The organism is Aureivirga sp. CE67, from assembly GCF_015767245.1.
Classification (GTDB): Bacteria; Bacteroidota; Bacteroidia; order Flavobacteriales; family Flavobacteriaceae; genus Aureivirga.
Window position 1 is genome coordinate 25037 of sequence record NZ_JADOTV010000033.1, and the last position, 6427, is coordinate 31463.

9 protein-coding genes are annotated in these 6427 nt (G+C 26.9%); 7 read left to right on the top strand and 2 right to left on the bottom strand.

The features are described from left to right. Window positions 1-186 precede the first annotated feature (186 nt). On the bottom strand, window positions 187-1017 hold the full coding sequence (locus I0K12_RS21185; protein WP_196890188.1) for a hypothetical protein: 831 nt from the start codon (window positions 1015-1017) through the stop codon (window positions 187-189). A 334-nt stretch (window positions 1018-1351) separates the two neighbouring features. On the opposite strand from I0K12_RS21185, the gene I0K12_RS21190 reads away from it, so the two are divergent. The 7 genes from I0K12_RS21190 (at window position 1352) to I0K12_RS21220 (ending at window position 6056) form a co-directional block, all read left to right on the top strand. Next, window positions 1352-1852, top strand: a complete 501-nt coding sequence (locus I0K12_RS21190; RefSeq protein ID WP_196890189.1) for a hypothetical protein — start codon at window positions 1352-1354, stop codon at window positions 1850-1852. Between the two features lie 39 nt (window positions 1853-1891). After that, window positions 1892-2482: a hypothetical protein gene (locus tag I0K12_RS21195; protein WP_196890190.1), complete on the top strand. Its 591-nt coding sequence runs from the start codon at window positions 1892-1894 to the stop codon at window positions 2480-2482. Between the two features lie 7 nt (window positions 2483-2489). After that, window positions 2490-3050 (top strand): DUF4375 domain-containing protein, encoded by a 561-nt coding sequence (locus tag I0K12_RS21200; RefSeq protein ID WP_196890191.1) that lies wholly within the window; start codon window positions 2490-2492, stop codon window positions 3048-3050. A gap of 54 nt (window positions 3051-3104) precedes the next feature. Then, a complete protein-coding gene (locus I0K12_RS21205; RefSeq protein ID WP_196890192.1) occupies window positions 3105-4103 on the top strand; it encodes an ADP-ribosylglycohydrolase family protein in 999 nt (332 codons plus the stop codon). Continuing rightward, entirely contained in the window at window positions 4093-4800 is a 708-nt protein-coding gene (locus I0K12_RS21210; RefSeq protein WP_196890193.1) for a hypothetical protein, read from the top strand. Before I0K12_RS21205 ends, I0K12_RS21210 begins: the two co-directional genes overlap by 11 nt. A 25-nt stretch (window positions 4801-4825) precedes the next feature. After that, on the top strand, window positions 4826-5371 hold the full coding sequence (locus tag I0K12_RS21215; protein ID WP_196890194.1) for a hypothetical protein: 546 nt from the start codon (window positions 4826-4828) through the stop codon (window positions 5369-5371). Window positions 5372-5492: 121 nt separating this feature from the next. Continuing rightward, window positions 5493-6056, top strand: a complete 564-nt coding sequence (locus I0K12_RS21220; protein WP_196890195.1) for a metallophosphoesterase — start codon at window positions 5493-5495, stop codon at window positions 6054-6056. Window positions 6057-6144: 88 nt separating this feature from the next. On the opposite strand, the gene I0K12_RS21225 is transcribed toward I0K12_RS21220, so the two are convergent. Beyond that, a partial coding sequence (locus I0K12_RS21225) for a transposase (RefSeq protein WP_196890196.1) occupies window positions 6145-6427 on the bottom strand: 283 nt, incomplete at its 5' end.

Genomic DNA, 6427 nt, shown 5'->3' on the forward strand with positions numbered 1-6427 from the left:
TTTTAATTTTTTTTATTTTAAATTCAATTATATCCAATTCTGACTAGTCTAATCTATAATCTTAAATATTTTAAAATATCTTATATTTTCAAGATTCTTTTTATTGATTAATTTTCTTCTAACTCCATATATTCAATCATTCCTCTCTTTAATCATTCGCAAATTTCTTTAATTTCTAAATTTTCTTTAAGCATCATTTTTATTCTTATTATTTATTTTTTTATAAATAGTTTTAAACTGAATTTTTCTTCGATGATTCATTAATAATTCTTCTGACAATATTCCTTCTGCATCATATTTATAAATACGTTTATTATTTCCTGCACTGAAACCTACTTCAGGACTTAAAGGAAATTCTGTACTTATAATTTCTTTTTCAATCAATAAACCATTATCATTGTATTTGAAAAGCTCAGTTTCATAAATATCTCTTCTAGTCCTATGAATTTTTATCAATTCATTTTTTGCATTATAAGAATATTGACCTTCCCAAAGTGGAATATTATTTTCAAGAATAGTTTCAGTTTGTATCAAACTATCTTTGTAAGTATATAATTTCCAAACTTCATGATCTTTACCATTTGCGTTCTTTATTTTTACTGTTCGCTCTTTAATTAATCGATTATCGGAATCATAAAAAAAGATTTGCTCAAAGCTTACCGTATCTAAATTAACTTCAGTATCTATTGTTTCATAGTAGCCAATATGATTATCCGAGGAATCATACATATAAATTGTTCTTCTTCCATTTTCACAATTACGACTCCATAAAGTTTCTTTAATTTTCCCTTTTGAATTATAAACAAAAACCTGACAGCCTTTTTCCTTTTGAGTTTTTCTTATCAAATTACCATTCTTAAAGAACTGAGCTCCCTTTTGATTTTTTAAATTTTTAGAATCATAGCTTTTTAATTCATAATCATAGTCAAAATTGTTATAACCATCATTTTGTTTATTTTCTGAGTTACATGAAATCAGAAAAATTGTCATAATAAGTAAGTAAAAAGTGTTTTTCATTTTAATTATCCCAATCTGTCGTCCATATTATGTCTAAAATTCTATTATTGAATTTTATACAGACTACTCTCTCTCTTTTAATATTAATTATAGTTTTTCTAAGCCATAAAGTCACTGGAAAATTCAAGTTTCATAGCAGTAGAGCCCCAAATATATAAGCTTTTTATCAAAAATAAAATATCCGATTATACTTCAATAATAAATTTATAAACAAAGACAAGATTCCTTTTGTTTTCTATTTTGATTCCTTTATTTTTGGCACCTACTGCTATGAAAATTTTTTATTATTTGAGATGAAAATTGCATAATAGGAGTATTGTTATTATTGAAAAAAATGAAAAGAAAAATCAGAATTTTAACCCTCTTGAATTTAGCGTTTTTAACTGTTCTATTTAGTTGTCATTCAGAAAAGAAAGTAATAAATAAAGATTTAGTTCAAATTGATTTGGATGATCAATTGAATTTGGTCAATATAAAAGTAAGTAAAGAAGCAATTAATTTTTCGCTTCCTGAAAATTTGAAAGAATTAAAACTTGAAAAATTTGAAGATTTTAATGCTGACACTAAAAAAGATATGATGGTTAATTTTGGTGCGTGTGGCACAGGAGGTTGTTTATATGGTGTGTTTTTTAATCAAAACGATAATTATTACAAACTCGTATTTTTAGATTATTTGAAGGGATTTGAGTTTGAAAAAGATAAAAATGGGGTTTTAAGTTTCAATTCTTATGAAGAAATTAGACCTTATAATCCTATAAAATTACAAGTAACAAAATATATTTTTGATTCTAAGAATGATGAATATAAAAAAGATACTGTATATATAGAAAAATAGAGTTCTGAAAACATTGAAGATATTTTTTTAAGAATAAATATGAAAATAAATAAAATAATTGCATTTTTTCTGATATTAATAATAGGAAGTTTGTTAGGAGGAGTTTACGGAATTTTAAATGATCAGATAACTTATACAATTTCTCCTGAATATTATACGAAGTTTAAATTTATTCAATTCAATTTTGAAAATATTGGATTGGGGACAAATATAGGAGATAAAGAAAATCCTGAAATTTTAGTGGGTAATCCTAGAGCAGGAGCTATGATAATTGGATTTTTAGCAACCTGGTGGATGGGATTAATTATTGCTATTCTACTTGGTTTGTTTGGTTTCATTCAAAAGGATGGAAAAACAATGCTGAACTTTACATTCAAATCATTTATTGTAACAATTAAAGTTGCGCTTTTTTTTGGTTTCATAGGTTTTGTATATGGTAAGTTATTCTTGGATGTAAATAATCTTAATTGGAAATTTCCTAATAATCTTATTGATGTTGAAAGTTATACTATTGTAGGTTATATGCATAATTTAAGTTATTTGGGAGGATTTATAGGTTTGATTGTAGGAATATTAAATCAATACAAATTGAAGAAGAAGTTAAAACAAGAAATGGAGTTAAATATTTAGAAATATAATGAGAAATTTTTTAAACCTACTATTTATATTTATAACATTGAGTGTTTTTGGACAGGAAAATGTTGAGAAAATATTAGTTACAAAACAAGAATATTCAGAATTTCCAGAAAATGAGGAGCTATTTTATAAATCTTTAGAATATTACCAAAACTATGTTTTTGATAATAAGGAAGAAAACCTGAATGAAACTCAAAAAGCGTTTGTTTACTATTTTATAGTGGATGGTATGATAAATAATTGCGGTGTTTTTTCTATTTTGATTGAAAGTTTGGGTGTGTATAATAATGGGTGTTTAAAAGCTTTGAGTCTCTCAGAAAATGATGAAGCTAAGAATAACTTTAATAAGCTAGTTTTAATCTTCGAAAAATACAGAGAAGAATTTATGAATCAAAAAATTCCGTCTTCTTTAGATGAAGAAAATGAAAATTTTGATATGGTTGAAAACTATAAAATTGAAGAGATTGAAAAAAATTGGTACGATACAGCTGATTTTCGAGATAAAAAATTTAAAGAATTCTTAAAAGCTAACAAAAGGCATTTACTAAAAATAGAAAAATAAGTTTTAGATTTACTGAGATAAAAAGAAATAATTAAAACTTATTAAAACAAAGCTATGAATATAGAAGCTCTTTTGATAGGAACAGCAATCGGGGATGCTTTCGGGGCTGGAGTCGAATTTCAGGATAGAAATTGGATTGCTGAAAATGTTGATTTTACAAAATTTGTAAATGCTCGAAATCAAATAAAAGTTGCTGCTGATAGACTGAGTGTTTTTACTGAAAATTATACTCCTTGGGATTATACAGATGATACTGAAATGACTATTGGAGTTATCAATGCACTTGTTTCAAAAGAGAAATTTACTAAAGATCTTTTAGTTGAAAAATGGCAAGAAGAATACCAAAAAGGAATTGATTTAAAAGGATATGGAAGAAATGGTCATGGTTCTATGCGATGGTATTATTCTGGAGAAAAGACAATTGAAGAAGTAAGAAGTTTCCAGAGAAATAGAGCAAATCCTGGAAATGCTCCAGCGATGCGAGCAGTACCATTCGGGCTTTTAAGAGAGGATTTGATTAATTCGTATTCTGAAATTAATGCAAGAGCAACACATCCAAATGAAATTGCAATTATTTCTAGTCAGTGTATTTCTTGGGCGGCACATTATTTTTTAATAAAAAATGAAGACCCGAAAAATATCATTGATTATTGTTTGAAAACGGTTGCTTGTAATTCGGAGTTTATAGATTATTTAAACAAAGTAAATCAAATTGATATAGAAAAACCTTTAACAGAAAAAGATTATTCGATTCTTTGCGGAACACAGCCTATTGAAGCTCCTTATTTTCTTCCAGGAATTAAAGGAGTTCCTTCAGATTCTAAATTTACAGTTGGTTGTGTTTTATATATTTTGAAAAAAAGTAAAACACCTTTTGAAGCTTTAAAATATTCTGTATTATTAGGAGGAGATGTGGATTCTATTGCATCTATTACAACGGGTATTTTGGCTGGTAAAATGGGACTTGAAGGTATTCCTAAGTTTATGTTAGAAAATGTAGAAGGAGTAGATTATTTAAAAAATATTGCAAAAAAGTTTATAGATGAAATATAGATATTTAATTGTATTATTTGTTGTTACAATATTTTCATGTAAAAAAACTGTAAGAAAAAATATTGTAGAGACTGAAAATAAAAATGAGAGTTCAAAGGAGTTGGTAGATTATGAATGTACTTATGATAATAAAGTGAATTCTTTAGGAAAAGGTTTAGTGATATTGCCAACATCTTTTGAAATATATAAGGATAGTTTGTTGCTTGACAAACAATTTGATTTGGATATGTATGCTGATGAGGTAGAATTATGTTCAAAATATCATAAACCAGATTATGGAATTATGCAATTAGTTTGTTTGGAAGAAACAGATAAGTCCTACAAAGTAATTGTAAATCATGTGGATATAAAATATGTTCCAAAAACGGAAGAATATATTTTTGTTAGATGGAATGATTATATCATGAATTCTTTTGGAATAAGAAGAAAAGATAAAAATCAACCAATTTACATAGAAGCAAATAAAAACTCAGAAAAATTGGACCTTCCTACAGGTCTTGAAAGTTTGTGTCCGCTTGAAGTGAAAAATGATTGGGTAAAAGTAAGATGGGATTGCTTTTACAATGATCAGGATGGAGTCAATGAAGAGCGACAATCTTGTCATGACTATACCAAAAAATGTGGAGATTCTATGACAGGTTGGTTGAAATGGAGAACAGATTCTGAAATTAATATTGGTATATTTATAACCACATAAATATTTTAAAAATTAAAAAAGAATAATGAATTTTTGTTCAAATACAAATAAAGATTTTGAGGAATCTAATGGGGGAAATAAGAAAAATCAAGAAGAAGTTTCTGAGATGTTTTTTTGGGAAGATAATTATTTAATGATAGAATTGATTCCAAGAAAAAACCTAGAAAATGGTAAGTTGATTTATGATAAGAATTATAATATTTCTTATGTTGTAGAGGATTTAAATATATCTTTAAATGAAATTGAAGAGTTATTTAAGGAATTAAAAATCGAAAAATATCAACAAGTACGATATTATGGAGGAGGAGAAACTTGTGTTTCTAGAACTAAAGATGTTATTGCTTATGGAAGTTTAGAATCTGCGTTGTTTTTTGGTACAACTCAAGAGAAAGTGAAAAATATTTGGTTAGATTCCTATAATTGGGACGAAATTGAACAAACTAAATTATTAGAAGCAATACATGTTTTAGGTCAAAATTTCGAATTAATTCTCCTGGATTGGACTTCAGAAACTATTGTAGATCTAAAAAATAAAGAAGATTTAGAAAATTATATCAATGAGTTAATTTGATAAATTAAGTTCCCCTCTTGAGAGGGGTTAGGGGTGTGTTTTAGAGGAAACAGAATTCCCTAATAAATTTAAAAAGTGCTAAAACTTTAAAAAAAAAAAAACACTATAAAGACTAAGAAAAATGAGCAAAATATTTTTTACATCAGACCATCATTTTGGACACACAAACATTATAAAGTTTTGCGAAAGACCATTTGAGAATATTGAAGAAATGAATGAAACTTTAATTACAAGATGGAATGAAAAGATAAAACCAGAAGATGAAGTATATCATATTGGAGATTTTGCAATGACAAAAGATAATGAATTGGTTGCAGATATTTTAGATAGATTGAATGGGACAAAATATTTGATTGTTGGAAATCATGAAGGACCAGCTTTGAATAATCGAAAGAAATTTAAATGGGTAAAAGATTACCACGAATTGAAAGTTAAAGATTCGGATTGTAAAAATGGTGTGCAAAGAATTATTTTATTTCATTATGCAATGCGAGTTTGGCGAAGCGATAATAGAGGAACTTGGCATTTGTATGGTCATAGTCACGGAAATTTACCAGATCTTGAAGATCGATTGGCTTTTGATGTTGGTGTAGATTGTCATGATTTTTACCCATTATCTTATGAGGAAGTAAAAGCTATTATGAAAACTAAAAAATGGAAACCTTATGAAAATGAGGGAAGGTAAAATTTATTCCTTCTAATAAATATTATCAAATTCATTTTGTGTTCAGGTTTACATATTATCAAGTTTCCCCTCTTGAGAGGCAGGGCTGTCACGTTCTAAATAGTTTGATTACTTTTTTCAAATTAAAAGTACAATATCCTATTGCGTCTTTAATTGACCATCCTATATTTAATCTTTGTAGATTTATAGCAATGGTGCTAATAATAGCAATATTAATGGCACCATTCCTATTTTTAATTCGATTTTTATCTTCGTTATGAAAAACATCTTTAACCCAATGCAAAGAGTTTTCAATCTTCCAATGATTTCTAATTCCCCTATGATAGAATTCAGCATTATTTGAATCCATATTTGTCATATAATACCTAATA